The organism is Catenulispora sp. MAP12-49 (assembly GCF_041262705.1).
In the GTDB taxonomy this organism is placed as follows: Bacteria; Actinomycetota; Actinomycetes; order Streptomycetales; family Catenulisporaceae; genus Catenulispora.
On the sequence record NZ_JBGCCP010000003.1, the window covers coordinates 225264 to 251072 of the forward strand.

General features: G+C 71.6%; 21 protein-coding genes. 15 read left to right on the top strand and 6 right to left on the bottom strand.

Annotated elements, in window-relative coordinates; all coding sequences use genetic code 11:
- Positions 1 to 61 precede the first annotated feature (61 nt).
- Positions 62 to 2332 carry a helicase-associated domain-containing protein gene (locus ABIA35_RS08190; protein WP_370357501.1) on the top strand — a complete coding sequence of 757 codons (2271 nt, stop codon included), beginning with the start codon at positions 62 to 64 and terminating at the stop codon, positions 2330 to 2332.
- A gap of 120 nt (positions 2333 to 2452) precedes the next feature.
- Here the strand turns inward: ABIA35_RS08190 and ABIA35_RS08195 are convergent, their stop codons facing one another.
- Positions 2453 to 3031: a dihydrofolate reductase family protein gene (locus tag ABIA35_RS08195; protein ID WP_370357502.1), complete on the bottom strand. Its 579-nt coding sequence runs from the start codon at positions 3029 to 3031 to the stop codon at positions 2453 to 2455.
- A 138-nt stretch (positions 3032 to 3169) separates the two neighbouring features.
- Between ABIA35_RS08195 and proS the strand changes: the two genes are divergently transcribed.
- Positions 3170 to 4612 (top strand): proline--tRNA ligase, encoded by a 1443-nt coding sequence (proS, locus tag ABIA35_RS08200; RefSeq protein WP_370335301.1) that lies wholly within the window; start codon positions 3170 to 3172, stop codon positions 4610 to 4612.
- 80 nt (positions 4613 to 4692) lie between these two features.
- Here the strand turns inward: proS and ABIA35_RS08205 are convergent, their stop codons facing one another.
- The 3 genes from ABIA35_RS08205 to ABIA35_RS08215 form a co-directional block, all read right to left on the bottom strand.
- Entirely contained in the window at positions 4693 to 5511 is an 819-nt protein-coding gene (locus tag ABIA35_RS08205) for a 1,4-dihydroxy-6-naphthoate synthase (RefSeq protein ID WP_370335300.1), read from the bottom strand.
- Between the two features lie 8 nt (positions 5512 to 5519).
- Positions 5520 to 6167, bottom strand: a complete 648-nt coding sequence (locus tag ABIA35_RS08210) for a futalosine hydrolase (RefSeq protein WP_370335298.1) — start codon at positions 6165 to 6167, stop codon at positions 5520 to 5522.
- 104 nt (positions 6168 to 6271) lie between these two features.
- On the bottom strand, positions 6272 to 8113 hold the full coding sequence (locus ABIA35_RS08215) for an MFS transporter (RefSeq protein ID WP_370357503.1): 1842 nt from the start codon (positions 8111 to 8113) through the stop codon (positions 6272 to 6274).
- Positions 8114 to 8245: 132 nt separating this feature from the next.
- On the opposite strand from ABIA35_RS08215, the gene ABIA35_RS08220 reads away from it, so the two are divergent.
- The 11 genes from ABIA35_RS08220 (at position 8246) to ccsB (ending at position 22804) form a co-directional block, all read left to right on the top strand.
- Positions 8246 to 9316, top strand: a complete 1071-nt coding sequence (locus ABIA35_RS08220; RefSeq protein ID WP_370335294.1) for a DUF3027 domain-containing protein — start codon at positions 8246 to 8248, stop codon at positions 9314 to 9316.
- A gap of 17 nt (positions 9317 to 9333) precedes the next feature.
- A complete protein-coding gene (locus tag ABIA35_RS08225; protein ID WP_370335293.1) occupies positions 9334 to 10854 on the top strand; it encodes a sugar MFS transporter in 1521 nt (506 codons plus the stop codon).
- A gap of 52 nt (positions 10855 to 10906) precedes the next feature.
- Entirely contained in the window at positions 10907 to 15487 is a 4581-nt protein-coding gene (locus ABIA35_RS08230) for a putative adhesin (protein ID WP_370357504.1), read from the top strand.
- Between the two features lie 15 nt (positions 15488 to 15502).
- Positions 15503 to 15979 (top strand): hypothetical protein, encoded by a 477-nt coding sequence (locus ABIA35_RS08235; protein WP_370357505.1) that lies wholly within the window; start codon positions 15503 to 15505, stop codon positions 15977 to 15979.
- A gap of 18 nt (positions 15980 to 15997) precedes the next feature.
- Positions 15998 to 16429, top strand: a complete 432-nt coding sequence (locus ABIA35_RS08240) for a hypothetical protein (protein WP_370335287.1) — start codon at positions 15998 to 16000, stop codon at positions 16427 to 16429.
- 52 nt (positions 16430 to 16481) lie between these two features.
- The gene (gene hemL / locus ABIA35_RS08245; RefSeq protein WP_370357506.1) at positions 16482 to 17801 is read left to right on the top strand and encodes a glutamate-1-semialdehyde 2,1-aminomutase; all 1320 of its coding nucleotides are present in this window, start codon (positions 16482 to 16484) and stop codon (positions 17799 to 17801) included.
- Between the two features lie 38 nt (positions 17802 to 17839).
- Positions 17840 to 18493 (top strand): histidine phosphatase family protein, encoded by a 654-nt coding sequence (locus tag ABIA35_RS08250; protein ID WP_370335283.1) that lies wholly within the window; start codon positions 17840 to 17842, stop codon positions 18491 to 18493.
- A gap of 103 nt (positions 18494 to 18596) precedes the next feature.
- Positions 18597 to 19184: a TlpA family protein disulfide reductase gene (locus ABIA35_RS08255; RefSeq protein ID WP_370357507.1), complete on the top strand. Its 588-nt coding sequence runs from the start codon at positions 18597 to 18599 to the stop codon at positions 19182 to 19184.
- A gap of 10 nt (positions 19185 to 19194) precedes the next feature.
- On the top strand, positions 19195 to 20019 hold the full coding sequence (locus ABIA35_RS08260) for a cytochrome c biogenesis CcdA family protein (protein ID WP_370335280.1): 825 nt from the start codon (positions 19195 to 19197) through the stop codon (positions 20017 to 20019).
- Between the two features lie 47 nt (positions 20020 to 20066).
- A complete protein-coding gene (locus ABIA35_RS08265; protein ID WP_370357508.1) occupies positions 20067 to 21767 on the top strand; it encodes a cytochrome c biogenesis protein ResB in 1701 nt (566 codons plus the stop codon).
- 47 nt (positions 21768 to 21814) lie between these two features.
- On the top strand, positions 21815 to 22804 hold the full coding sequence (gene ccsB, locus ABIA35_RS08270; RefSeq protein ID WP_370336446.1) for a c-type cytochrome biogenesis protein CcsB: 990 nt from the start codon (positions 21815 to 21817) through the stop codon (positions 22802 to 22804).
- A 60-nt stretch (positions 22805 to 22864) separates the two neighbouring features.
- Here the strand turns inward: ccsB and ABIA35_RS08275 are convergent, their stop codons facing one another.
- Positions 22865 to 23563 carry a DUF4230 domain-containing protein gene (locus ABIA35_RS08275; RefSeq protein ID WP_370335276.1) on the bottom strand — a complete coding sequence of 233 codons (699 nt, stop codon included), beginning with the start codon at positions 23561 to 23563 and terminating at the stop codon, positions 22865 to 22867.
- Positions 23564 to 23595: 32 nt separating this feature from the next.
- Between ABIA35_RS08275 and ABIA35_RS08280 the strand changes: the two genes are divergently transcribed.
- Both ABIA35_RS08280 and ABIA35_RS08285 read left to right on the top strand, forming a co-directional pair.
- The gene (locus tag ABIA35_RS08280; protein WP_370335274.1) at positions 23596 to 23838 is read left to right on the top strand and encodes a hypothetical protein; all 243 of its coding nucleotides are present in this window, start codon (positions 23596 to 23598) and stop codon (positions 23836 to 23838) included.
- Between the two features lie 4 nt (positions 23839 to 23842).
- The gene (locus ABIA35_RS08285; protein WP_370357509.1) at positions 23843 to 25345 is read left to right on the top strand and encodes a hypothetical protein; all 1503 of its coding nucleotides are present in this window, start codon (positions 23843 to 23845) and stop codon (positions 25343 to 25345) included.
- A gap of 41 nt (positions 25346 to 25386) precedes the next feature.
- Here ABIA35_RS08285 and ABIA35_RS08290 read toward each other — a convergent pair whose 3' ends face one another.
- Positions 25387 to 25788 carry a PLDc N-terminal domain-containing protein gene (locus ABIA35_RS08290; protein WP_370335270.1) on the bottom strand — a complete coding sequence of 134 codons (402 nt, stop codon included), beginning with the start codon at positions 25786 to 25788 and terminating at the stop codon, positions 25387 to 25389.
- Between the last annotated feature and the right edge of the window lie 21 nt (positions 25789 to 25809).

Genomic DNA, 25809 nt, shown 5'->3' on the forward strand with positions numbered 1-25809 from the left:
TGTGATGCCCACCGAACACCCCGGCCATTCCGCGCGACCCGTCACCGCAGGTGCACGGGCGGTGACGCGCGCCGATCGGGGTTCGGTGAACGGCGGCGCGTCTCAGGGTTCGGACACTTCGGGTCCGGCGGCGGCCGCGACGACGGCCTTGCGCAGGCGTTCGCTCGCCGACGAACTGCGGTCGTGGCCGGTGGCCCGGCTGGCGAATCTGCTGGCGGTGCGGCCGGATCTGGCGGTGCCGCCCCCGGCGTCGATCGCGGCGCTGGCCGAGCGGGCCTCGCAGCGCGCCTCGGTGGCGCTGGCGATGGACCGACTTGATGCATTCACTTTGCAGGTGCTCCAAGCGCTCGCCGTCTCGCCGGAACCGGTCACGGCTTCCTCGACCGCGGCGCTGCTCGGCCTGCCCGTGCAGGGCGAGGTCGCCGAGGCCGTCGCGCTGCTGCGGGACACCGCTCTGCTGTGGGGACCCGACGAAGGGCTGCGGCCGCTGGTGAACGCGCGCGAGGCCTTGGGCGAGAACCCGGTCGGTCTCGGACCGCCGCTGGCCTCGGCGTTGAACAACTCCTCTCCGGCCGGGATGCAGGCGTTCCTGCGCCGGCTCGGCCTGCCTGCGACGCCGGACCCGGTGAGCGCGGTCGGGTCGATCTCGGCGCTGGCCGCCGATCCGCCGCGGATGCGCGCCGTGCTGGACTCCGCGCCGGCCGGGGTGGAAGCCGTGCTGGAGAAACTGGTGTGGGGGCCGCCGTTCGGCCGGATCAACCAGCCCTCCGCCGATGAGGAAGAGGCAACGGAGGAGACGGCGGAAGAGCCACGGGGCGAGACAGCACAGTCTCAAGCGCAGGCCCTCGACAGCGGCGAATCCCCCCTCGAATGGCTCCTGGCCCGCGGCATCCTCGGCCGCTGGACCGAGGACACCGTCGTGCTGCCCCGCGAGATCGCCTTCTTCCTGCGGCGCCACGTCTTCGGCTCCGGTCTGCACCGCGATCTGGCCTCCGAACCGCCGCCGATCGCCGTGGTCCAGCACGACGCCCGCAACGCCGACGCGGCGGCCGGCGCGGCGGCGATCGCCGTGCCCCGGCGCGTCGAGGAACTGCTCGACGCCTGGGCCTCCGGGCCGCCCGGCGTCCTGCGCTCCGGCGGCGCGGGGATCAGGGATCTGCGGCGCACCGCGGCGCTGCTCGACGTGCCCGAGGAGGAGGCCGCCTTCCTGGCCGAGCTGGCCTACGCCGCCGGACTCGTGGCCGCCGACCTGGCCTCCGGCTTCTGGCTGCCGACCCCGGCCTACGACCGCTGGCTGGACCTGCCGCCGGAGCGCCGCTGGGCCGAGCTGGCGGCGGCGTGGCTGGTCTCGGACCGGGCCGCGGGCCGGGTCGGGGCGCCGGACGAGCGGAACCGGCAGGTGGCCCCGCTGTCGGCGGAGGTCGCCTCCTGGGCCGTCACCGAGCTGCGCCGGGACCTGCTCGCCGAGCTCGACCGGCTGCCGCCCGGCGCCACCAGCCCGCTGGAGGCCGTGGTGGACCGGCTGTTCTGGGAGCGCCCGCGCCGCAGCGGCCCGGCGGTGCGGCAGCTGGTGGACTGGACGCTGCGCGAGGCGGTCTGGCTCGGCCTGGTCGCCCCGGTGCGCGGCGGCGCCGGGATCCTGGCCGCGCACGGCCGGGGCCTGCTGCTCGGCCTGTCCCGCGACGCGCTGGCCGCGACGTTGGCCCAGGCGCTGCCCGAACCGGTGCGGCACGTGCTGATCCAGGGCGACCTGACCGCGATCGCCCCCGGCCCGCTGGCCCCCGAGGTGGCCCGGGAGATGGCGCTGATCGCCGACATCGAGTCGGCCGGCGCCGCGACCGTCTACCGCTTCACCACCGCCTCGGTCCGCCGCGCCTTCGACGCCGGGCGCGCCGCCGGCGATCTGCACGCCTTCCTGGCCGAGCACTCGCTGCACGAGATCCCGCAGGCCCTGACCTACCTGGTCGACGACGTCGCGCGGCGCCACGGCCGGGTCCGCGTGGGCTCCGCGGTCTCCTACGTCCGCGCCGACAACGACGCCGCGCTGACCGAGATGCTGGCCGACCGGCGCACCGGAGGCCTGGGCCTGCGCCGGATCGCGCCGGGCGTCGCTGTCTCGGAGCTGCCGCCGGAGGAACTGCTCGAAGGGCTGCGGACCAACGGCTACGCGCCGATGGGCGAGAACGAGGACGGCAGCGGCGCGCCGGTGGTGGTCGCGACCGCGCGGGCGCGGCGCGCGACCTCGTTCCACCCCTACGCGGTGCAGCGCCAGGCGCTGCCGGGGTCGGCGGCGGTGGTCGGGCTGGCGGAGGAGCTGGCGGCCGGCGGCTGAGCGGGGTCGCGGGCCTTGGCAGGCCGGGGGTCGGCGCAACTGGGTCTTGGCAGGCCGGGGGTCGGCACAACCAGGGCTCAGCAGGCCGGGGCTCGGCGCAAGCAGGACTCAGCCGGGCGCTCAGCCGTGCAGCGTGGGCCGGTAGACGAGTTCCTGGACCCGGCCGTCGAGCGTGCGGTGTTCGAGCAGCTCCAGGTCGAAGTCGGCCGCGCCGCCGAAGATCGGCTCCAGCCCGGTCCGGCCGGTGACCACCGGGAAGACCGACACCTGGACCCGGTCGACCAGCCCGGCGGCCATCAGCGCCCGGTTCATCGACAGGCTGCCGTGCGAGCGCAGCGGCACGTCGGACTCCTTCTTGAACCGGGCGACGACCTCGACCGCGTCGCCGCTCTCGAGCGTCGCGTCCGGCCAGTCCAGGGGCCCGGTCAGCGTGCTCGACACGACTGTCGCGGGCAGGTTCACCATCCGGGTCACCCAGGGGTCGCGCACCTCGGAGTCCTCGGTGCTCGCCGAGAGCATCTGGGTGAACAGCCGGTACGTGGCGGCTCCGAACACCATCCGCTGCTCCTCGTCGTAGAGGCCCAGCCGGTGTTCCAGCAGCTCCGGGCCCTGCTTGCCCCAGTAGCCGGTCCAGTCGCCGCCGGCGGCGCCGAAGCCGTCGAGGCTGGTGAAGACGTCGAAGGTGTAGGTGGCGGTCATGGTGGGCTCCTCCGCTGTGATCCGGTGCCTGTCGATAATCCGGTGCCTGTCGAAAATTCGGTGCCTGTCGGTGATTCAGACGAGCCGCCGCGCCTAAATTCATCGCTCGACGCGGCACCGTCTCGGTAGCGTTTCGTCATGGCACGTGACGAGCGCGGGGTCACCCCGCAGAGCGAGGACTTCTCCTCCTGGTACAACGAAGTGGTCACCAAGGCGCAGCTGGTCGAGCGCGGTCCGGCCCGCGGCACCATGGTGATCCGACCGTATGGGTACCGCATCTGGGAGCTGCTCCAAGCCGACCTCGACGGCCGCATCAAGGACACCGGCCACGAGAACGCCTACTTCCCGATGCTGATCCCGGAGTCCTATCTCAAGCGGGAGGCCGAGCACGTCGAGGGCTTCTCCCCGGAGCTGGCCGTCGTCACCCACGCCGGCGGCAAGGAGCTGGAGGAGCCGCTGGTCCTGCGGCCCACCTCGGAGACCGTCATCGGCGAGATGATGGCCAAGTGGATCTCCTCCTACCGGGATCTTCCGCTGCTGCTGAACCAGTGGGCGAACGTCGTCCGCTGGGAGCTGCGTCCCCGCCTGTTCCTGCGCACCACGGAGTTCCTGTGGCAGGAGGGCCACACCGCGCACGCCGACGAGGCCGAGGCCATGGCCGAGACGCTCCAGATGCTCGACGTCTACGAGCGGGTCGCGCGCGACGTGGCCGCGATCCCGGTCGTCCCGGGGGAGAAGACGCCCGGCGAGCGCTTCGCCGGCGCCGTGAGGACCTACACCGTCGAGGGCATGATGCGCGACGGCAAGGCCCTGCAGAGCGGCACCACGCACTATCTGGGGACGAACTTCGCCAAGGCCTTCGGCATCCAGTTCGCCGACGACGCCGGCCGGCTGGAGCTGTGCCACACCACCTCCTGGGGCATGTCCACGCGCCTGGTCGGCGGCGCGATCATGACCCACGGCGACGACAAGGGCCTGGTCCTGCCGCCGAAGCTGGCGCCCTACCAGGTGGTGGTCGTCCCGATCGCGCGCGGCGACCAGGCCGAGACGGTCCTGGAGGCGGTGCGCGAGCTGGCCGTGCGGCTGAAGACCGCCGGGATCCGGGTCCACGTGGACGACCGGCCGCAGGTGTCCCCGGGCTTCAAGTTCAACGACTGGGAGATGCGCGGCGTCCCGATGCGGCTGGAGATCGGCCCGCGGGACCTGGCGGCCGGGACGGCGCTGCTGGCCAAGCGGCTGGGGGACGAGGGCAAGACGGCGATCTCGCTCGACACCGCCCCGGAGGTCCTGCTGGACCTGCTCGACGACTTCCAGGAGTTCCTGCTGGAGCGCGCGACGGACTTCCGCGAGGCGCACACGGCCACCGCGGACGACTGGGAAGCGTTCACCGCGGCGGTCGCCACCGGTTGGGCCCGCGCCCTGCACTGCGGGCGTCCGGAGTGCGAGGAGGACATCAAGTCCGAGACCGCCGCCACGCCGCGCTGCATCCCGCTGGAGGCGCCGGCCGAGTCCGGGACCTGTGTGCGCTGCGACGCGCCGTCGGCGTACGGCAAGCGCGTGCTGTTCGGCCGCTCCTACTGATTCCTGCTGATTCCTACTGGGCAGCGAAGAAGGCTGTGGGCCCCGACGCGATCGCGCCGGGGCCCACAGCCTGTGGAGAACTACTTCGCGAGCAGCGCCTCGACCGCCGCGAGGCCGTCCGCGCCGAGGTCCCGGGTGAACTCGTTCACGTACAGCCCGATGTGCTGCTGCGCGACCTCCGGGTCCATCTCCTGCGCGTGCTCCATCACGTACTCGTGCGAGGCCTTCGGATCGGCCCAGGCGTAATCCACCGACGCCCGGATCAGCCCGCTCAGCTCGGCCAGCGCCTCGGCCCCGAGATCCTTGCGGGCCACGATCGCGCCCAGCGGGATCGGCAGCCCGGTCTCGCCCTCCCACCACTGGCCGAGGTCGGCGTGGCAGGTCAGGCCGAAGTTCTGGTACGTGAAGCGGGCCTCGTGGATCACCAGCCCGGCGGCCACCTCGCCGGCCGCGACCGCCGGCATGATCTCGTGGAACGGCAGGACCTTGATGTCCACGCCGCCCGGCACGTTCTTCTCCGCCCACAGCTCGAACAGCCGGTAGGCGGTGGACAGCAGGCTCGGCACCGCGACCGTGCCGCCGGCCAGGTCCTGGGCCGAGACCGTGCCCTGGGACAGCACCAGCGGCCCGCAGCCCCGGCCCAGCGCGCCGCCGCAGTGCAGGAGCTCGTAGCGGTCCCGGACCAGTGGCAGGGCCGGGTAGGAGATCTTCAGGACGTCCGGCGCGTCCGCCTCCTGCACCCAGTAGTTCGTCACGTCGATGTCCGCGAAGGTGACGTCGAACGCCGGCGCGCCGGCCAGCAGGCCGTGCGTCAGCGCGTGGAAGACGAACGTGTCGTTCGGGCACGGCGAGTAGGCGATGGACAGCTTCTCGGGCAGAACGGTGTGCGGGTCAGCCATAGCGCCGATTATGCGACGCCCGGCGCCTGAAGGGCGGCCAGGGTCTGTCCGACCGTGGCCAGGACGTCCATGGCTTCACCGATCCGCCACGATTCCCGGTCCCGCGGCCCGACCACGTTGGAGATCGCGCGGATCTCCACGAACGGCAGCTCGGCCATCGTCGCGGCACTGGCCACGCCGAAGCCCTCCATGCCCTCGGCGGCCGCGTCCGGGTGCCGGGCCAGCAGCTCTTCGGTGCGCTCGGCGGTGCCGGTCACGGTGGCCACGGTCAGCACGGCGCCGTTGACCACGTGCAGGCCGGCGGCGCTCAGCGCGGAGCCGATCCGCGCGGCCCAGGCCTCGTCCGGCTGCTCCACGTGCGGGGCGAAGCCGAGCTCCTCGATCGGCAGGAAGCCCTCGGGGGAGCCGGCGCCGAGGTCGGCGGCGACCACCCGGGTGGAGACCACCACCGAGCCGATCGGGGCGCGCGGGGCGAAGCCGCCGCCGATGCCGACTGAGACGGCCAGTTTGTAGGGTTCGGAGGCCAGGACCCAGGCCGCGCCGGTGCCCGCGGCCGCGGGGCCCGCGCCGGTGACTATCACCGTCAGGCCGTCGGCGCGCCGCTGGAGCGCGTCGCGCTCGGCCCCGACGGCCGTCGCCAGCAAGAACTCGTACATTCGGTCACTCCCCGTCGTCCCATGGATTGCATGCGTATCCGTGTCCGGCCATGCCGGAAACGTACCCGGCATCCGGGCTCCGTCCCCACTTGTCCGCCGAGTCTTTAGACTCCGAGACTCTGCGCGGGGTTGGGCGCCACGAAACGCAAGTCCGACAGAGCCTTCAAGGTCACCACACAGACCGCCAGCAAAGCCACGGCCGCGACGATGAACGCGAAGGTCCCGTTGCCGTTGCCCGGGAACGACATGGCGATCCCCAGGCCTCCGCCGACCACCCAGGCCAGCTGCAACAGTGTCTCAGACCGGGCGAAGGCCGACGTGCGCACACGTTCGAGCGTGTCGCGCTGCAAAAGGGCGTCCAGGGACAGTTTGGCCAGCGCAGCGCTCATGGCGGCGACGGCGGCTACGGTGAGTACCGTGATCAGGTTGTAATAGAACGCGCACGCCAAGACCGCGCCGGTGGTCAACGCCAGCATCGCGGAGATCACGCCCTCCGGCGCCCGCGCCTTCAGCATCGAGCCCAGCGAGGTGCCCACCAGGTTGCCGACGGCCGCGGCGCCGGCGATCAGGCCGATCGCGACCAGGTCCTTGTAGCCGGCCAGCGGGTGGTAGCGGACCAGGAACGCCATGAAGATGGTCAGGAACCCGGAGAAGCAGCGGAAGGCGGCGTTGGCGCGCAGCGCCAGCATGACCGCCGGGCCCACCGAGCGCAGCCGCAGGTTCGGCATGGTCTCCTCCAGGCGGGGATCCATGTTCCGGTCCTTCTTCTTCAGCTGCGCCTTCTGCTCGCCCTCGGCGGAGTCCACGTGCGAGGGCAGCCGGATCGCCAGGAACGCGCCGAGGGCGAAGACCACCGCCGCGCCGATCAGGCAGTAGGCGGCGCCGAGGTGCACCAGCAGGCCGCCGATCGGGGCGAAGGCGAAGGTGGCGATGATGCTGGCCAGCGAGGTGCGCGAGTTCGCCTTGATCAGGGTGCTGCCGCGCGGGACCAGCCGCGGGATCACCGCGCTGCGGGTCACGCCGTAGGCCTTGGACGCCGCCAGGCAGCCGAACGCGGCCGGGTAGAGCGCCAGGTTGGCGCCCCCGCTCACGGTGCGCGCCATGATCAGGGCCAGCACCAGGCGCGCGGCCATGGTCACCGCCATGGCCAGCCGGCGGCCGTGGCCGAAGCGGTCCAGCAGCGGGCCGATCACCGGCGCCAGCAGCACGAACGGCACCATCGTGACCACCAGGTACAGCGCCACCTTGCCGCGCGCCTGCCCCGGCTGCACGCCGAAGAACACCGACTGCGCCAGCGCCAGGGTGATCAGCAGGTCGCCGGCGGTGTTCACGGCGTGCAGCTCGATCAGGCGGGACAGCCCGGACTCCCGGGCGCCGCCGGCCTCGGTGTAGCGGCGGATGCGGTGGCCCACGAAGCCGCCGACCCGGCCCATGGCGCGGCCGGTCGCCTCGGTGCCCTCGCCGACCCGGCGCAGGATGCGCGCCGCGTCGGACTCCGGGCGCGCCGGCGCCACCGGGGTGAGCATCTCGATGTCGGCCGCCGACAGGTCGGGGGCGACTTCGGCCAGCTCCGGCAGGGTCGCGGCCAGGTCGATGGTCGCTATCGGGACGTCGCCGGGGTGCTGAGCTGCTCCGGGGTGCTGGGCGGCACCGGATTGCTGGGTGGCACCGGAGTGCTGGGCGGCACCGGGCTGCTGAGTGGCCATGGTGCGGGTCGGGACCGGATCGCGGTGGCCGCCGTGCGGGGCCGGGGACGCCGAGGATGCCGGGGAGTCACCGGTCGGCAGCGTGTCGGCGAGCCCGGAATCCCCCGACGGCGCGGCGCCGCGGGGGCGCTTCGGCGGCAGCGGCGGCGGCTGCGGGATCAACGGCCGCGTCGCCTCCGGGGCGTCGAAAACCCGCGTCCGTTCCTCGCCGTCCCGATTCGGCGTCTGATCCTTGGCCACGCCCCTATCCTGCCCGGAAAAAGTGAACGTGGGGAGCCGGTGATTCATTTGGGACCCCGGTGGACCGGCCCGGATGCACCGACAGGCGAACCGCTGTCACACGAACACCTCCGGATAGGGGAGAATCGAGGCGTGAACGCCGCGACCGCCACCCCAGCCCGCTCCGCAGACAGCCGGCCGCGCGGACGCCAGCCGGTCCTCGACCAGGTGTGCGCCGACGCGGTCGACCTGGCCCTGGCGGCGGCCGAGGACGTCGCCGGGATCGGCGAGGTCGGCCGGCACGTCGGCATGCTCGCCGAGGGCGACCGCGTGGTCACCCACCTGTTCGAGTGCAAGGAGCGGGGCTACCGCGGCTGGAACTGGGCCGTGACCGTGACCCGCGCCCCGCGCACCAAGTTCGTCACCCTGGACGAGACCGTCCTGGTCGCCGGCAAGGAAGCGGTCCTGGCCCCGGACTGGGTGCCGTGGAGCGAGCGCCTGCGTCCCGGCGACCTGGGCCCCGGCGACCTGCTGCCGATCGCCGAGGACGACGCCCGCCTGGTACCGGCCTACACCGGCCAGGACGAGGAGACGCCCCTTCCCTACCGCGAGGTCGCCCGCGACTCCCTGCCCCTGGTCTCCTACCAGCTGGGCCTGGGCCGCCCCCGCGTGCTCTCCCGCGAGGGCCGCGAGGAGGCCGCCGAGCGCTGGCACGAGGGCGAGTTCGGCCCGCACTCCCCGATGGCCCAGGCCGCCCCGGCCCGCTGCTCCGGCTGCGGATTCCTGGCGCCCCTGGCCGGCATGCTGGGCCAGGGCTTCGGCGTGTGCACGAACGAGATCGCCCCGAGCGACGGCCGCGTGGTCTCCCTGGACTTCGGCTGCGGCGCGCACTCCGAGGCCGCTGTGGTCCCGGCGACGCACCCGACCTCCGAGCCGGTGGTCGACGAGTACCAGTACGACACCGTGACCTTCGGCGAGCGGGTCGTGCCGCCGGCCGGCGAGGCGACGCGGGCCGCCGAGGCGGCCGCCGCCGCGGTGGTGGACGCGACCGCGGCCGAGGCCGCCGGCGCTGAGGCTGAGGCTTCGGACGCCGAGGCCGCGAACGCGAACGGCAAGCCGGCGGACGCGGACGGCAAGCCCGCGAACGGCAAGCCCGCGGACGTTGAGGCCGCTGAGCCTGAGGCAGTCGAAGCAGCTGTGGAAGAGCCCGTCGATGAAAGCTGACCCGCGATGCGTGACATGTGAGCGCCACCCCTTCTGAGCCCGTCCTGCGGGTCCGGCACGACAGCTGGACCCGCTTGCTCTACCTCCAACTCGGCGCCTTCGCCTTCTTCCTCTACGCATTCAGTCCCTCGATCGCCCTGCTCAAGGACGACCTCCACCTCTCCGCCGGGGTGGCCGGGCTGCACAGCACCTGCTACGCCGTCGGCGTCACCGCCGGCAGCCTTAGCGCGCCCCGGTACATCCGCAAGGCCGGCGGCTTCCGCCCCGCACTGTGGTGGGGCCTGGTCGGCCTGGCGCTGTCGGTGGGCCTGTTCTGCTCGGTCCCGTCTCTGGCGGTAACGCTTCCGGCGGCTGTCATCTGCGGAATCTTCGGCTCGCTGCTGTGCATAGCCGTGCCCGCGGCCCTGTCCCGCGCACACGGCGCCGAGACCGGCCCGGCGGCCATCACGGAGGCCAACGCGGTCGCGGCGTTCGTGGGCATCGCGGCGCCGCTGGCGGTCGGCGGCGCGGACGCGGCCGGGCTCGGGTGGCGCACGGCGCTGCTGTCGGTGGCACCGCTGAGCGCGCTGCTGTACGTGGTGCTCGGGCGCGTGCGCGAGCCGGCGTGGTGCGCGGCGCAGGTCGAGGCGGTGGCGGTCGGCGAGGCCGTCGAGGCTTACGGGCTCGGGATGGTGGACACGGCCGGTTCGGGCGAAGGCCTTGGCGCTGAGGGGGAGCGCGAGACCGAGAGCGATGGCGTGGCTGACGGCCTCGCCGGGCAAGGCTCCGCGGACTGGGACTTCGCCGACCGGGGTCGTGCCGAAAACGTCGCCGTGACGGCCGCTACCGCTGCCGCCGCTGCCGAGTCCCGCGGCCGGCGCGGCCTCGTCGTCGAAACGAGTACGCCGGCCGCCGATTCCCGCCAGCGCACTCAAGCGACCGTGCCCGCGCCCCGCACCGCCGGCGACCCTCCCGCCGCCACGACCGCGACCTTCCGTGACCTCCCACGCCGCTTCTGGCTCAACCAGGTGGCGGGCGTCTGTGCGGGCGCCATCGAGTTCTGCCTCACCCTCTGGTGCGCGACCCTCCTGCGCGACCGCGCGCACCTGTCCGCCGGCGTCGCGGCGACCGGGGTCACGGCCGTCGTCGCGGGCATGGCCCTGGGCCGCGCGGTCGGCGGCCGGCTGGCACTGCGGGTGCCGATCGACCGCCTGATCTACACCTCCTTCGCCACCAACCTCGTCGGCTTCGCCCTCTTCTGGGCGACCGCGAACCCGGTGCTCATGTTCGCGGGTCTGGCCGTCGCCGGCCTCGGCGTGTCCCTCCAGTTCCCGCTGCTGTCGGCGCGCGGCATCGAGATGTCCGGCGGCGAGGCGGAACTGGCCGGCTCGGTGAACATGTTCGGGAGCGGAATCGCGGTGGGAACGGCGCCGTTCGCGCTCGGGTTCCTGTCCGACCGCGTCGGCATCCACACCGCCTACCTGCTGCTGCCGGCGTTCATCGTGGCGGCGGTGCTGGCGGTGGCGGCATCGGCACAGAGGGCTACGGCAGAATACTGATGTTCGGTACGCTCGTCCCCGGCGGTGGCCGCACACGCGGGGAGGGTGGCGCATGGCACGTCCGACGGGGTGGGATGTCCTGGGACTGGATGGCGATCCGACTCCCGGCGTGGTGGAGTCGGTCCAGGCCCTGGCCAAGGAGTTCGGGGATTTCGCCCACGACGTGGAGGCGGCGTACCGGAGCCTGAACAGCTTCGGATCCGATTCCGCAGCTATCCAGTGGATAGGCCAGACCGCCGACTCGTTCAAGGCCCAGTACGGTCCGCTTCCTGGGCGCCTGCAGAAGCTGTACACGTCCTACAGCGAGGCCTCCGACGCGCTGTCGGCTTACGCGCCGAGATTGCAGGCCGCGCAGACCAAAGCCGACACGGCACTGCGCCAGGCCCAGGATGCGCACGCCGAGCTGCAACGCGCCACCACCACCGCCACCAGTGCGGCCACGGAGCTGAAGACGGCGCAGCAGAACCAGGCCGCGAACCCCGATCAGCAGGCAGTCACCGACGCGCAGACCGCCCACGACAGCGCGCAGACCAACCTGAACAACGCCAAAGCCAAGATGACGGCGTTGACCAAGCAGGCCAACGACGCCTACAACGACCGCATCAGCGCCGCGCAGGATTGCGCGAAAGCCCTCGGACATGCCCAGTCCGACGGCATCCACAACAAGCACTGGTGGGAGCACGTCGGCGAGGCCCTGTCCGAGTGGGGCGGGAAGATCGCCGAGATCGCCAACGACCTCGCTCCGTTCCTGGACGTCCTGGCCCTGGCGACCTCCTGGATCCCCGGCGTCGACGTCGTCACCGCCGCCCTGGCCGAGGCCGACAACATCGTCGCCATCGCCGGCACCGGCCTGGAGACAGCCGGCGACGCGATGCAGGGCCACTTCAAGGACGCCCTGATCGGCGCGGGCATGCTCGGCCTCCAGTTCGCCGGCGGACGCCTGCTCGGCAAGCTCGGAAAGGAAGCCGAGGGCGAAGCCGGGGCCCTGTCCTCGGAGGAACGTTCGGTGACCCGCGGCGCGGAGGGAAACGAGGGCGCTGTCACCGCCGCGGACCCCGTGGACGTGATCACGGGCCAGATGCTCGCCACCGACACCGACGTCGTGCTGCCGGGCATCCTCCCGCTCGTCCTGCGCCGTGCCTACGCCTCGGGAAATCCGAACGGCCTGCGCTTCGGGCCCGGCTGGTCCTCGACACTCGACCAGCGGATATCCGTCAACGCCGCGGGGATCCACTTCGCCGGCGACGACGCCCAGACGCTCCACTACCCGCTGCCTGCCGGCGGCGAGGAAGTGCTTCCGGAGCGGGGTCCCCGCTGGCCGCTGGTGTGGGACCGAGCCGCCGACGAAATCCGGGTCACCGACCCGTGGAGCGGTCTGACGCGGCGCTTCCCGGCCGTCCACTTCGCCGCCGGGGCGGGCCAGATCCGCGACCTGACGGTGCTGCACGACCGCAACGACAACCGGATCGACATCCGACGCACAGCCGACGGAACGCCGGTCGAGGTCGAGCACAGCGGCGGATACCGGCTCGTGGTCGACATCGCGCCGACCCCGGCGGGCCCGCAGATCTCGGCCCTGCGGATGCCCGGCGGCGACGGCGCCGCCACCACCCTGGTCGAGTATCGCTACGACGACCGCGGCCGCTTGGCCGGCATCGTCAACTCCACCGGCCGCGCCTTCGAGTACGCCTATGACGACGCCGACCGGATCACCGCTTGGACAGACCGCTCCGCATTCCGGTACTCGTACGCCTACGACGAGGCGGGACGCGTCGCTTCGTCCACCGGGAACGGCGGGTTCCTGGCGGCGACCTTCGTCTACGACCCGGAGGCCGGTCTCACCGCTGTCACCGACGCCCTCGGCCACACCACCGGCTACCACTACGACGCCGTGGGCCACGTCGACCGCGTCACCGACCGACTCGGCGCCGAGACGCGTTTCGAGCACGATCGGTACGGCCGCCTCCTGTCCAGGACCGACGCCCTCGGCCATCGGACCCTCCTCACCTACGACGAGCGCGGCGACGTGGTCGCCGTCGACCACCCCGACGGCACGCGCAGCGTCGCCGAGTACGACGGCCTTCACAACACCACGCGTCTGGTCAACCGCGACGGCGCGACCTGGAGACACGGCTACGACACGCGCGGGAACCTGGTGCGCAGCACCGATCCCGCCGGGGCCGAGACCCGTCTGGCCCGGGACGGGCGCGGGGCCGTCGTCGCGGTCACCGACGCCCTGGGCCACATCACCCGGCTCGAGGCCGACGCCGCCGGGCTGCTGGTCGCGGTGACCTCGGCGGACGGCGCGGTGACCCGGTCCCGCCGGGACCGGTTCGGCCGGATCACCGCCACGCTCCACCCCTCCGGCGCGACCACCGCGACGGCCTGGACCCTCGAGGGGCGGCTGCTGTCCCGGACGGGACCGGACGGGAGCGTCGAGAAGAACGTCTACAACGCCAACGGCCAGGTGGTCCAGCACGTCGGGCCGGTCGGGACCACCGGCTTCGAGTACGGGCCCTTCGGCCGTGTCACGTCCCGCACCGAGCCGGGCGGTGCCCGCTACGACTTCGGCTACGACGCCGAACTGCGGCTCACTTCGGTGACCGCGCCCACCGGCGCGCAGTGGCGCTACGCGCACGACGCCGCCGGCCGGCTCGTCTCCGAGACGGACTTCGGCAGTCGCACCGTGACGTACGCGCACGACGCCGCCGGCCGTCTGACCCGCCGGACCAACGGCGCCGGCCAGGCCTCGGACCTGGTCCGCGACGCGATGGGCCGGGTGGTCGAGCGGCACACCGCCGACGGTGTCCTCGGCTTCGAATACGACGCGATGGGCCGCATGACCGCGGCGCGCAGCGCGGTCAGCACCGTGGCCTACGAACGCGACCCCCTGGGCCGGATCGTCGCCGAGACGGTCGACGGCCGGACCGTGGCCCACGGCTACGACGTGCTGGGCCGCGCCGTCAGCCGGGTCACGCCGGGCGGAGCACGGTCGGACTGGGAGTTCGACGCCGCCGGCCGGCCCGCGGTGCTGAGCACGGGCATCGGGGACCTCGTGTTCCGGCACGACGCGGCCGGCCGCGAGGTCGCGCGGGTGCTGGGCCCCGGGGCGTTGCTGGCGCAGGAGTACGACACGGCCGGACGGCTGGTCGCGCAGAACCTGTGGACCGGCGATGCCGCGAGCGGCCAAGCAGCCGATCCGGCCGAAGCGGCGGCCGCGCCGAGCCGGTGGCGCCGCTACTCCTACCGCGAAGACGGGATGCCGGACGGCATCGACGACTCGGTGCACGGCATCCGCCGCTACCTGCTCGACGTCCTCGGCCGGGTCAGGGCAGTGACCGGTGACTCCTGGAACGAGTCCTACGCCTACGACGCGCTCGGGAACCTCCAGCGCGCCGTCACCCCGAACACCCCGGACGACAGCGGAGACCGCGAGTTCGCCGGCACCGCGATCCGGCGGGCCGGCCGCACGCACTACGAGCAGGACGAGCAGGGCCGCATGGTCCGTGTCGTCCGCCGCACGCTCGACGGCAGGCAGCGGGAGTGGCGCTACGCCTGGGACGGCGAGGACCGGCTCGTCGAGGCCACGCTGCCGGACGCGACCCGGTGGCGCTATCACTACGACCCCATCGGCCGCCGGACCGGCAAGTCCCGGCTGGACGCCGGCGGTGCCGTCGCCGAGCGGGTGAGCTTCAGCTGGGACGGCGCGCGCCTGATCGAGCAGGAGAGCACCGGTGCCGACGGGACGGTCGCCGTCCTCACCTGGGACTACCGGCCGGACAGCATGCGGCCGGCGGCGCAGCGCAGACGGGTCGCCGGCGGCCGGGCCGACCAGAGCCGGTCACAGATCGACCAGGCCTTCCACGCCATCGTCACCGACCTGGTCGGCACCCCGACCGAACTCGTCGCGCCGGACGGCACCGTCGAATGGTCCCTGGCCACCACGGTCTTCGGCGAGGCGGTCGCGGTCGCCACCCGGGGCGGCGCCGACTGCCCGCTGCGCTTCCCGGGCCAGTACCGCGACGCGGAGACCGGCCTGTCGTACAACCTGAACCGCTACTACGACCCGGGTTCCGGGTCCTACCTGACTCCGGACCCGCTGGGCCTCGCGCCGTCGCCGAACGACCGCGGATACGTGCTCAATCCGCTGGCCTGGTCCGACCCCCTGGGCTTGGCTCCGGTCTCGGGCGGGGCGGAGCGCGGCGCCCCCGACTTCGTGGTCGGCTCCAACGGGGCCCAGGACGTGCGGAACATCGGCCGGCCCGACGGCGATCTGGTCCTCAGCGGCCACGGCGGCATCGAGGCCGGCGACGGGTCCTACGTCGTGGTGCCCGAGGGCACCTCCATAGCGATGTACAGCGAGCACGGCACGAGCATCTACGACTCGGAGGGCCACGCGATCGAGACCGGGAACCCGACGCCGTTGGAGGTGTACGGCCCCGGGGAGAAACTGCCGGACTACACGCTGTTCCGGCCCAAGGGGCTCACGATCATGGGCACGCCGCGCAACGTCACCGTCACCGGTCCCACCCGATTGTCGGAACTGCTGCAGCCGAACCAGGGTACGGTGCACTGGGCCGCCTGCCGCGAAGTCGTGAGCGCGGCGGGCTATCAGCGGATGTCGAATTACTGAGCGGGAGCCGGGCGCATGACTTATTTCCCCGACCTGACCCCCTACGTGTACTGGCCCCAGCACGTGACCGGTCCGCAGCCCCACCCCGACGGCGTCGAGGTGCTCAACGTCGGCTGGCTCGAAGCGGGCCACGACTTCCCGACGCGCGAGGGTGAGCCGGATCCAGAGTTCCTGAGGAACCTGATCACTCTGGCCGCCGATCACTTCTCGCAGGTCACGCGCGGCATGCATGCGTGCGACCTGCCGCACGCGGACAGGGACGAGGACAAGGACGAGGACAAGGACGAGGACGAGGATTTCCAGGTCGACGCCGTCTACGGCGACCGTGAACTCTTCCTCGGACACGCCGAGATCCGTGTCGTCACGCCGGACGGCCGCTGGCTCGTCGCCCCGACTCTGGTCGTCCACTACGTCCGCGACCACGGCTATCAGCCGCCGGAGGAATTCGTCGACGCGGTGAAGGCGATGCGGATCGCGCCGAGCGGCCGCTGATCAGGGCACCATCCCGACATGACCTACTTCCCGGACCTGGCTCCCTACGACTACCTCCCGGACACCGTGCCGGAAGGCGTGGAACTCCTCACGGTCGGCTGGCTCGAGCCCGGCCGGGAGTTCGCCGTTTCGGAGGGGGATCCCGACCCGCTGTTCTGGGACAACCTCGTCGCCCTCGCCGCCGACCACACCGTCGCCGTCACCCGCAGCGTGCACGCCTGCCGCTTCCGCCACCTCTTCGAGGCCGACTACCAGTACCGCGCCGTCTACGGCACCCGCGTCCTGTACCTCGGCAGCGCCGAGATCCGCGTGGTCGCCGCCGACGGCCGGCAGCTGACCGCGCCGACGCTGGTCGTCCACTACGTTCGCGACCACGGCTACCAGCCGCCGGCGGAGTTCGTCGAGGCCGTGGCCGCGATGCGTGTCGCGCCCTGTCCCGCCCCCGAGTGAGCGGGGCCACCGCGATAGCGGGCCCGGCGTCCGGATCTGAGAGCATGGCGGCATGAACGCGCATCCGTACGAGCCGCCCGAGACCCAGTCCCAGCACCTGTTCGACCGGGCCCGGGCCGTCACGCCGGGTGGTGTGAACTCTCCTGTGCGGGCGTTCGGCGCGGTCGGGGGCACGCCGCGGTTCATGGCCTCCGGCGACGGCGCGTACCTGACCGACGTCGACGGCAACCGCTACGTCGACATGGTCTGCTCCTGGGGCCCGCTGATCCTGGGGCACAACCACCCCGCGGTGACGGAGGCGGCGGTCAAGGCGCTGCAGAGCGGGGCCAGCTACGGTGCGCCTTCGACCGGGGAGGTCGAGCTCGCCGAGGAGATGGTGGCCCGGATCGCCCCGCTCCAGCAGGTGCGGCTGGTCTCCTCCGGGACCGAGGCGACGATGAGCGCGATCCGGCTGGCCCGCGGGTTCACCGGCCGGACCAAGATTGTGAAGTTCGCCGGCTGCTACCACGGCCACGTCGACTCGCTGCTGGCCGCGGCCGGCTCCGGGGTCGCCACCTTCGCGCTGCCGGACACCCCCGGGGTCACCGGGGCGCAGGCCGGCGACACGCTCGTGCTGCCCTACAACGACGTCGAGGCGGTCCGGGCCGCGTTCCAGGCGCACGGCGCCGAGATCGCCTGCCTGATCACCGAGGCCGCTCCCGGCAACATGGGCATCGTCCCGCCGCAGCCGGGCTTCAACCAGTTCCTGGCCGACATCTGCCGCGAGCACGGCGCGCTGTTCGTCTCCGACGAGGTGATGACGGGCTTCCGGGCCTCGCGCGAGGGCGTGTACGGCATCGACGGCGTGGTGCCGGACCTGATGACCTTCGGCAAGGTCATGGGCGGCGGCTTCCCGGCGGCGGCCTTCGGGGGGCGCGCGGACGTCATGGGCCACCTGGCCCCGGTCGGCCCGGTCTACCAGGCCGGCACGCTGTCCGGGAACCCGGTCGCCACCGCCGCGGGCCTGGCCACGCTGCGCCACTGCACCCCCGAGGTCTACAGCCACCTGGACGCCACCGCGCACCGCATCGCCGACCTGGCCTCCGAGGCGCTGGCCAAGGAGGGCGTCCCGCACACCGTCCAGTTCGCCGGCACCATGTTCTCCGTCTTCTTCACCGGCGAGCCGGTGAAGAACTACGAGGACGCCAAGAAGCAGGACACGAAGGCCTACGCGGAGTTCTTCCACGCGATGCTGAACCGCGGCGTCTACCTGCCGCCGAGCTCCTTCGAGGCCTGGTTCGTCTCCGCGGCGCACGACGAGGCGGCCGTCGAGGCCGTCGCCGAGGCGCTGCCGCACGCCGCCCGGGCCGCCGCGGCGGCCGAGAAGTCCTGACCGCCCCCGATTTTCTCCCGAGAGGAAACGCCACAAAGATGGCCTCGACCACGACGACTGTCCACCTGATGCGCCACGGTGAGGTCTACAACCCCGACGGCATCCTCTACGGCCGCCTGCCGGGCTTCCGCCTGTCCGAACTCGGGCAGAAGATGGCCGAGCGGGTCGCCGACCACCTGGCCGACCACGACGTGAAGGCGGTCGTCGCCTCGCCGCTGCAGCGCGCGCAGGAGACCGCGGCGCCGATCGCGGCCCGGCACGACCTGACGGTCGGCACCGACGAGCGGCTGATCGAGGCGGGGAACTTCTTCGAGGGCAAGAAGTTCTCGGTCGGCGACGGCGTGCTCAAGCGGCCGGCGGTCTGGTTCAAGCTGTGGAACCCGTTCAAGCCGTCCTGGGGCGAGCCGTACAAGGAGCAGGTCACGCGGATGCACGCGGCGCTGATAGACGCCGCGGCGCTGGCCCCGGGCCACGAGGTGGTCGTGGTCAGCCACCAGCTGCCGATCTGGATCAGCCGGCTGGCCGCCGAGAACCGCTCCTTCTTCCACGACCCGCGCAAGCGGGAGTGCACGCTGGCCTCGCTGACCTCCTTCGAGATCACCGACGGCCGGATCACCGGCGTCAAGTACAGCGAGCCGGCCAAGGACCTGCTGCCGGTGAAGAACACGAAGAAGTTCGTCGCCGGAGCGTAGAAGAACGTCGCGCAGGGTCTCCCGCCATGGGCGGAGCGCGACGCTTCGTCCCATTCGGGGACCCTGCCGCAAGCCCGTACGGCTCCCATGCGAAACTTTTCACATGCTGCGCAGGACGGATGGAACACGCAGGTCGGTAGCCGTGACCGCGGCGGCGATGACGGCCGCCGCACTGACCTTCGGCCTGGCCGCCTGCGGCGGGTCGGGCCCGAAGAACAAGGACGGCCTGGGCACCGCCGCCGCGTTCTCCGTCAAGGACCGCAAGCCGTTCCCCATGCTCTCCGGGAGCACGCTCGACGGCTCCAAGCTCGACATGTCCTCCTACAAGGGCAAGGTCATGGTCGTGAACATCTGGGGATCCTGGTGCGACCCGTGCCAGGCGGAGGCGCCGTACCTGGAGCACGCCAACGAGGCGTACCAGGCCAAGGGCGTGCAGTTCGTCGGCATCGACACCCGCGACAACACCGCGCAGGCCCAGGCGTTCGTCAAGGCCAAGCAGATCAGCTACCCGAACCTGGTCGACGACGGCAACGAGACTTTGCTGACCAAGCTGGCCGGGATCACCTCGCTGGGCTCGGTGCCCTCGACGCTGATCATCGACAAGAACGGCGACCTGGCCTGGCGCGCGCTGCGCCCCGTGGACTACAACGACCTGTCCGCGGCCCTCGACACCGTCCTGTCCGGTCAGTGAGTCCCCGACGATGAGCGCGACCGCCGCCGTCCTGACGCACCTGGCCTCCAGCTACACCTCCACCGAGTCGCGGGTGGAGTACGGCAGCTTCCTGGTCGCCGTGCCCATCGCGCTGGCGGCCGGGCTCATCTCGTTCCTGTCGCCGTGCGTGCTGCCGCTGGTGCCCGGCTACCTGTCGTATGTGACCGGACTCACCGGCGTGGATCTGGGCAAGCAGACGCTCGACGAGGCGGCGCGGGCCAAGCGCGGCCGGATGATCGCCGGCGCGTTGTTGTTCGTCCTCGGCTTCAGCATCGTGTTCGTGCTGTTGGAGGCGTTGGCCGGCTGGAGCGGGCAGTTCCTTTTGGTGCACAAGCGCACCATCCAGATCGTGCTGGGCAGCATCACGATACTGATGGGCCTGTCGTTCGCCGGCGTGGTGCCCGGCGTGATCAGCCGGGTCTTCAACCGCGAGGCCCGGTTCCACACCGACCCGCGGGTGGGCCTGGCCGGCGCGCCGCTGCTGGGGATCCTGTTCGGGCTGGGCTGGACGCCGTGCATGGGACCGACGCTGTCGGCGGTCTCCTCGCTGTCCATCGACTCCGGGAACGCCGGGCGCTCGGTTCTCATCGGAGTGGCGTACTGTCTGGGGCTGGGTCTTCCGTTCGTCCTCACCGCGATCGCGTTCCGCAAAGCGATGGGGGCGTTCGGCTATGTGAAGCGCCACTACCAGGCCGTGATGCGGATCGGCGGCGGCATGCTCGTCCTGATCGGCGTCCTGTTGGTGACCGGGCAGTGGGACCACCTGGTGACCTGGCTCCAGGGCCAGACTCCCGGGTTCCAGTCCCCGATCTAGGCAGAACGAGACGGTATCGGATGGCAACGCCAACAGAATTGCCCGAGATGGACGCGGACAGCCTCACCACGGCGCCGCGGGAAGAGGACAGCGGCGGCACCGGTGGCGTCACGCTGCCCCGGCTGAGCTTGCTGGAGAATCTGCGCTGGGTGTGGCGGCAGCTGACCTCCATGCGCGTGGCGCTGATCCTGCTGTTCCTGCTGTCGCTGGCGGCCATCCCCGGGTCGCTGCTGCCGCAGCGCAGCGCCAACACCGACCCGACGCTGGTGACCGACTGGATCACCAAGCACAAGACGCTGGGTCCGCTGCTGGACCACCTGCAGTTCTTCACCGTCTACAAGTCGGCCTGGTTCTCCGCGATCTACCTGCTGCTGTTCATCTCGCTGATCGGCTGCATCCTGCCGCGCACCGCGCAGCATCTCAAGGTGCTGCGCAAGCCGCCGCCGGCCGCTCCGCGCAACCTGGCGCGCATGCCGGCCCACTTCCGCTGGAACGACACCACGGGCACCTCCATAGAGGACAAGCTCAGTGCCGCGGAAGCGGAGCTGAAGAAGAAGCGCTTCCGTGTCGTGCGCGGGACGGACGCCGACGGCGGCGGGTGGGTCTCGGGGGAGAAGGGCTATCTGCGCGAGGCCGGCAACCTGATCTTCCACCTGTCGCTGGTGGGCATCCTGGCCGGGTTCGCGGTCAAGGGCTACTTCGGCTACCAGGGCAAGGTCGTCATCACCGAGGGCGACGGGTTCACGAACATCACGATGAACTACGACGACCACACCTTCGGCGGCGGCGTCGACCCCGACAAGCTGCCGCCGTTCGAGCTCACGCTGGACAAGTTCACCGCGACCTACGAGCCCAACCACGACGCCCCGGACTACGGCCAGGCCCGGTCCTTCACGGCCGACGTCCACTACAACTCCTCGCCCTCGTCGCCGGAGAAGAAGGCGACGCTGAAGGAGAACAGCCCGCTGACCGTCGACGGGGTCAGCGTCTACCTGAGCAGCCACGGCTACTCGCCGATCATCACGGTCCGGGACAAGACCGGCAAGGTGATCGTCGACCACCAGCCGGTGGAGTTCTTCGACTCCGGCGCGATGGGCCTGGGCTCGGGCATCTACAAGGTCAAGAACGGCTACATCGACAAGTACGGCAGCCCGCAGCAGCTGGGCCTGTCGGGCATCTTCATCCCGGACTACCCCGGCGAGATGGTCCCGGGCATGGGCGCGGTGTCGCTGTTCCCGACGGCCTCGAACCCGGCGCTGGTGCTGAGCGCCTACAGCGGCGACCTCGGGCCGAACCCGGGCGTGTACACGATGAACGTGAACAACGCCCAGCGGGTGAAGCTGCCGAACGCGCAGGACCCGACGAACCCGTCGGTGATCCTCACCCTGGAAAAGGGCAAGAACACGGTCCAACTGCCCGACGGCACCGGGAGCATCGAGTTCGACGGCGTGAAGCAGTGGGCGCAGTTCGACCTCAACCACGACCCGTCGAAGATGCTGGTCTTCGTCTCGGCCATCGGCATCATCGTCGGGCTGCTCGGGTCGCTGGGGATACGGCGGCGCCGGGTGTTCGTGCGGGTCCGGCCCGTGGTGCTGGACGAGGTCCAGTCCCAGGAGCAGGGCCGGGGCCAGAACACGGTGCGGGTCGAGGTGGCCGGCTTGGCGCGGGCCGAGGACGCGCGGTTGCGGGACGAAGTGCGGGGCGTGGGCAGGGGTCTGCGTCCTCCGAAGGCGGGAGTCCAGAAGTGATCAACGAGTCGTTGGCGCGGTTCTCGAACTACGCCGTCTACGGCGCGATGTTCGTGTACTTGATCGCGTTCTTCGCGTACACGGCGGAGTGGGTGTTCGGGCGGAAGTCGACGTTCGTCGTCGAGAGCGCCGCCAAGGTGCCGAAGCAGGCCGCGGTCCTGGTCGGCGCGGGCGCGGCGGCGGACGGCTTCGACGATCTCGAGGACCTGGACGGCCTGGACGACCGGCCGGACGAGGACGAGCCGGCGCAGGCCATCGACGGCGGCAACGTGCGCGCCATCACCGCCGGCGGCATCGCGGTCAGCACCACGGTGCTGGGCTTCGCGCTGCACGTGATCGGCGTGGTCTGCCGCGGCCTGGCCGCGCACCGGGTGCCGTGGGGCAACCTGTACGAGTTCACCGTCGCCGGCTCGGCGGTCGCGATGGCGCTGTACGTCGGCCTGCTGTTCCGCAAGAACGCGCGCTGGCTCGGGGTGTTCGTCACCGGCGTGATCGTCGCGATCCTTGGCCTGGCCATGGAAGTCCTGTACAAGGACGCCGAGCAGCTGGTCCCGGCGCTGCACTCGCCGTGGCTGGTGGTGCACGTGGCCGCCGCGGTGCTGTGCTCGGGCATGTTCACCGTCGCCACGGTCGCCACGGTCCTGTATCTGGTCAAGTCGAACTACGAGGACAAGGCGAAGCTGGGCACCGCGAACCCGAACTCGATGTGGAAGCGCGTGCCCTCGGCGATGAAGCTGGACCTCACCGCCTACCGGATCCTGGCGTTCTCCTTCCCGGTGTGGACCTTCACGGTCATCGCCGGCTCGATCTGGGCCGAGCGGGCCTGGGGCCGGTACTGGGGTTGGGACCCGACCGAGACGTGGGCCTTCATCACGTGGGTCGTCTACGCCGCCTATCTGCACGCGCGTGCCACGCGCGGCTGGAAGGGCCAGGGCGCCGCGATCATCGCGCTGCTGGGCTACGGCTGCTTCATCTTCAACTACTTCGTGGTGTCGATCTTCGTGAACGGCCTGCACTCCTACGCCGGGGTGAAGTAGCCGCGCAAACGTGGAACGGCGCCGGGCGATCCGCCCGGCGCCGCTTCGTTTTCGCTGTTCCTAGGCGAAGTTCACCGTGATCGTGCCGGTGAATCCGAGCGAGGTCAGCAGGCTCTGCAGCATCTGCTTGGTGTCCTTCTCGGCGACCGACACCAGCGAGCTCTTCGCGGCCGCGCCGTCGATCTGCTTGGTGGCCTCCACCAGCAGCGGCTGCACCTGGTTCGGGTCGCTGTTGAAGAGCCGGTCGAAGACGCCCTGCTGCTGGCCGATCACGTACGACTTGTGCACGTCCAGAGCGGTCGGGTCCAGCACCGGCTTGGGCAGCGTGATGGTCGCCGATAGCCGATCGGGGGACACCTTCACATGATTCGCGTCCAGATTGCTGAAGTCCACGAAGGCGTCCACGGTGCCGTCGCCGAGGAAGAACGTGTCGCTGCCGGCCAGGAACGACGGCAGCCACGAGGAGTTCTGGACCTCGACCACGACCTGGAACTCGCCGCTGGCCGCCTCGAACCGCTTGAGTTCGGTGATGGACTTCAAAAGCACTGGTCCGCTGCGGGTGGTGGTCGTCTCGCCGAACGGGTTGCTGAAGTGGATCAAGTTCGTCAGGGATCCGAGGACCGCGAGCAGCACCACCACGACGACGCCGCCCAGGCCCCACCGCAGAAGGGTTGAGCGCAGTCCGCCGCCCTGGGTGCGGACGATGATGCGAGTCTCGTTCTTGGAGCCTTCTCCGGAAGGCTCGACCTTGGCCGCCACAGGCACCCCCTATCACAGTTATCTTATGACCTATGGCCGTTACCCGTGGACGCGCAAAGAGACGCGAGGAGCGTTATGAAAGGCGAGAACGTCGGTACGGGACGCCCGGGTGTTTATGGTTCGCCCTGATCTTCCTCGTCGTCATGCTGCTGCTGTCCCTGATGTTCGGCGGCTTCCACAAAGGCCATCTCCATCCGAATGGGTTGCCGGCGCGCTCTGTGGTGGCCTGTGTCGGGGATTGCCCGCATCCGGGCTTCCACGATCTGAGAGCATGAGTAGGTGAGACCCAAGCCGCGTCGTCAGCCCCACCACTCCTCGCGTCCCGGTGCCCCGAACCGGCGGGCGCATCCGCCCTCGCCGTCCCGGCAGCCGGAGCTGCCCCCGGAGTTCGGGCAGCTCTTCGACGCCCTGGACGAGGTCTACGGCGATCCGCGGACGGTCCGCACCCCGCTGGACGCCGAACTGTGGGCCTCGGCCTTCCTGGGCGGCCTGTGGACCGCGGCGCTGCAGCAGGACGACGAGCCCGAGGGCGCCGAGCTCGGCCTGGTCGAGGTCCTGGAGCTGGTCGGGTCGCCCCGGACGCAGGCGGTGCTGTGCGCCCTGGCGTCGGTGGCCTCCCCGGAGGTCGCGGCGCGTGCGGCGGAAGCCTCGGAGCGCCTGTTCCACAAGGGCGTCCGGCGCCCGGACTGGTACGGCGCGGCCCTGCAGCAGGTGGAGTTCCTGGAGGCCTGGTCGGTCTCCGACGTGTTCGCCGACGGGGAGCTCCTGATCGCGGCGTTCAAGCGCGGCAAGGACCGCTACGCCTTCACCGCGACGGTGGCCAACAACGCGCAGGGCACCGTGGTGGAGGTCCTGCTCGTCGACCCGGTGGACCTGCCCGACATCCTGGGGGAGATCCGCGCCGAGTTCTCCGAGGGCCCCGAGGGCGTCTTCTCCCTGGACCGGCTGGACGCCGGCGAACTGCGCCGCCGTCTGGAGCCGGCCGTCCGCGAGACCCTGGTCGACGAGGAGGACGACGACGAGGACGAGTACGGCGGCGAGGGTGAGGACGAGGACGAGGGCCTGGACCAGCTCGAGCAGCTGGGCGAGGACCTGAAGGACGACCCGAGCCTGCAGACCGAGGCGGTGGACGAGGCCTTCGCCGAGCTGGACGCCCTGGCCGCGCTGGAGCACTCCGGCCCGGACGGCGCGCACGGCGCGGACGGCGCGGACGGCGCGGACGGCACCGAGCCCCACGGCTACTACGGCGAGGACGAGGAGGAGGACGACGAGGGCGACGACTTCGCCGCCCTGCGCGCCCTGATGCTCTCCCGGCTGGCGGTCCTGCCCGAACCCGCCGAACTGCCCGGCGGCGCCGACTTCGGCTACGACCTGGACGACCTGCCGCCCCTGCTGGACGAGTTCACGTCCGCCGAGGAGGTCCGCGGCCTCCCGCATCCGGCCATCGTCCGGGAGTGGGGCGAGGTGTTCGCCCGCCTGGGCCTGACCGAGTTCGCCGGCGATCCGCCGCTGTACGGCCCGGAGAAGTTCGACACCCTGATCAACGTCCTGATCCCGGCCCGGGTGAACGCCGACGACGCCCAGCTGGAGCTCCTGGAGCCGACGGCCGTGGCCTGGGCCCGCTGGTCCACCCGCCGCTTCGGGCTGGCCGAGCAGGTCTGCGACTACCTGGTCGAGGCGGTCGGCGAGAGCTTCGAGGACTTCCCGCAGTCCTACGCGGACCCGGTGTTCACGATGGACCGGCACATGTTCGGCTTCACGATGCAGTCCTCGGCGGACTGACGGGACTGACTGACGGACTGACGGACCGAGGGGGCCCGGCCTCAGCCCTCCGGCCGGTCCTTCTTCAGCTGCTCGCCGAGCTGCCGCAGGAACTCCGGATCGTCGTCCGGCGCGACCGTCCACGTGCTCGGTGCTGCCCCGGTCCGGGTCCGGCGGCCCGGCGTGTCGACGATCCGCGGCCGCGCCTGGTGCGTCCCGCCGCGCCCCAGCGAACTGAGCAGTCCGGGATGGCTGTCCGTGGCCCGCCGCCGGGGGTCGCGCGGCTGCGCGGTCCGGCCGCCGAAGATCCACAGCAGCGCGCCGACGTACGGCACGGCGATGAGCACCGCCCAGACCACCTTGGGCAGGAAGCGGACCCAGGGCCGCGGAGTGAGCAGGCAGTCGACCCAGGCGAAGATCGCCAGCGCGATCGGCACCAGCCACTGGACGACGAAACGGAGCAACGCCGACCCTCCCGGGAAGTC

Bases quoted from the DNA above. Each gene is read 5' to 3' on its own strand.
- proS (WP_370335301.1), top strand. From the start codon at position 3,170: ATGGCACGTGACGAGCGCGGGGTCACCCCGCAGAGCGAGGACTTCTCC.
- ABIA35_RS08195 (WP_370357502.1), bottom strand. From the start codon at position 3,031: ATGACCGCCACCTACACCTTCGACGTCTTCACCAGCCTCGACGGCTTC.
- ABIA35_RS08250 (WP_370335283.1), top strand. From the start codon at position 17,840: ATGGCCTCGACCACGACGACTGTCCACCTGATGCGCCACGGTGAGGTC.
- ABIA35_RS08240 (WP_370335287.1), top strand. From the start codon at position 15,998: ATGACCTACTTCCCGGACCTGGCTCCCTACGACTACCTCCCGGACACC.
- ABIA35_RS08210 (WP_370335298.1), bottom strand. From the start codon at position 6,167: ATGTACGAGTTCTTGCTGGCGACGGCCGTCGGGGCCGAGCGCGACGCG.
- ABIA35_RS08255 (WP_370357507.1), top strand. From the start codon at position 18,597: ATGCTGCGCAGGACGGATGGAACACGCAGGTCGGTAGCCGTGACCGCG.
- ABIA35_RS08230 (WP_370357504.1), top strand. From the start codon at position 10,907: ATGGCACGTCCGACGGGGTGGGATGTCCTGGGACTGGATGGCGATCCG.
- ABIA35_RS08235 (WP_370357505.1), top strand. From the start codon at position 15,503: ATGACTTATTTCCCCGACCTGACCCCCTACGTGTACTGGCCCCAGCAC.
- ABIA35_RS08205 (WP_370335300.1), bottom strand. From the start codon at position 5,511: ATGGCTGACCCGCACACCGTTCTGCCCGAGAAGCTGTCCATCGCCTAC.
- ABIA35_RS08260 (WP_370335280.1), top strand. From the start codon at position 19,195: ATGAGCGCGACCGCCGCCGTCCTGACGCACCTGGCCTCCAGCTACACC.
- ABIA35_RS08265 (WP_370357508.1), top strand. From the start codon at position 20,067: ATGGACGCGGACAGCCTCACCACGGCGCCGCGGGAAGAGGACAGCGGC.
- ccsB (WP_370336446.1), top strand. From the start codon at position 21,815: ATGTTCGTGTACTTGATCGCGTTCTTCGCGTACACGGCGGAGTGGGTG.
- ABIA35_RS08280 (WP_370335274.1), top strand. From the start codon at position 23,596: ATGGCCGTTACCCGTGGACGCGCAAAGAGACGCGAGGAGCGTTATGAA.
- hemL (WP_370357506.1), top strand. From the start codon at position 16,482: ATGAACGCGCATCCGTACGAGCCGCCCGAGACCCAGTCCCAGCACCTG.